At 46.7% G+C, this 392-nt stretch carries 1 protein-coding gene; it reads right to left on the reverse strand.

Annotated elements, in window-relative coordinates:
- Window positions 1–392: transposase (locus tag FD23_RS08830; protein ID WP_155515452.1), on the reverse strand; the 392-nt coding region annotated here is incomplete at both ends.

The following is a 392-nucleotide window of genomic DNA, read 5'->3' on the forward strand; positions in this document are numbered from 1 at the left end:
TATGACAAAGGTTTCCAGCTTTCTTAGCCGACTGGATTTGGTTTATGGCCAAGTACAGCACCTTTCTGCCAATAGCTGTCCCACGCTTTGAAATTGATAGGTGGGCTGTGAGATTGCCAGATTCATAAACCTGAGGATCAACACCGACGAAGGCATTTAATTGGTTGGGGTTGTTAAAGCGTCTGATATCTCCAAGCTCACTAATAATTCTCAAGGCAGTATTTTCGGCGATGCCAGGAATGCTTTTAAGGATCTCCAGATCACGCTTGGGAGCGAGCTTGGCCATCTCCTTTAAAGCTGTCTGGCACGTCTCTTCAGCGCTCAGAATATTGTTAATGGCCATTTCAAGGCCACGAATGTGTGCACTGCTCTTTTTGACAGCTGGGCATGCG

Source organism: Lactobacillus delbrueckii subsp. delbrueckii DSM 20074 = JCM 1012, assembly GCF_001433875.1.
Taxonomy (GTDB): Bacteria; Bacillota; Bacilli; order Lactobacillales; family Lactobacillaceae; genus Lactobacillus; species Lactobacillus delbrueckii.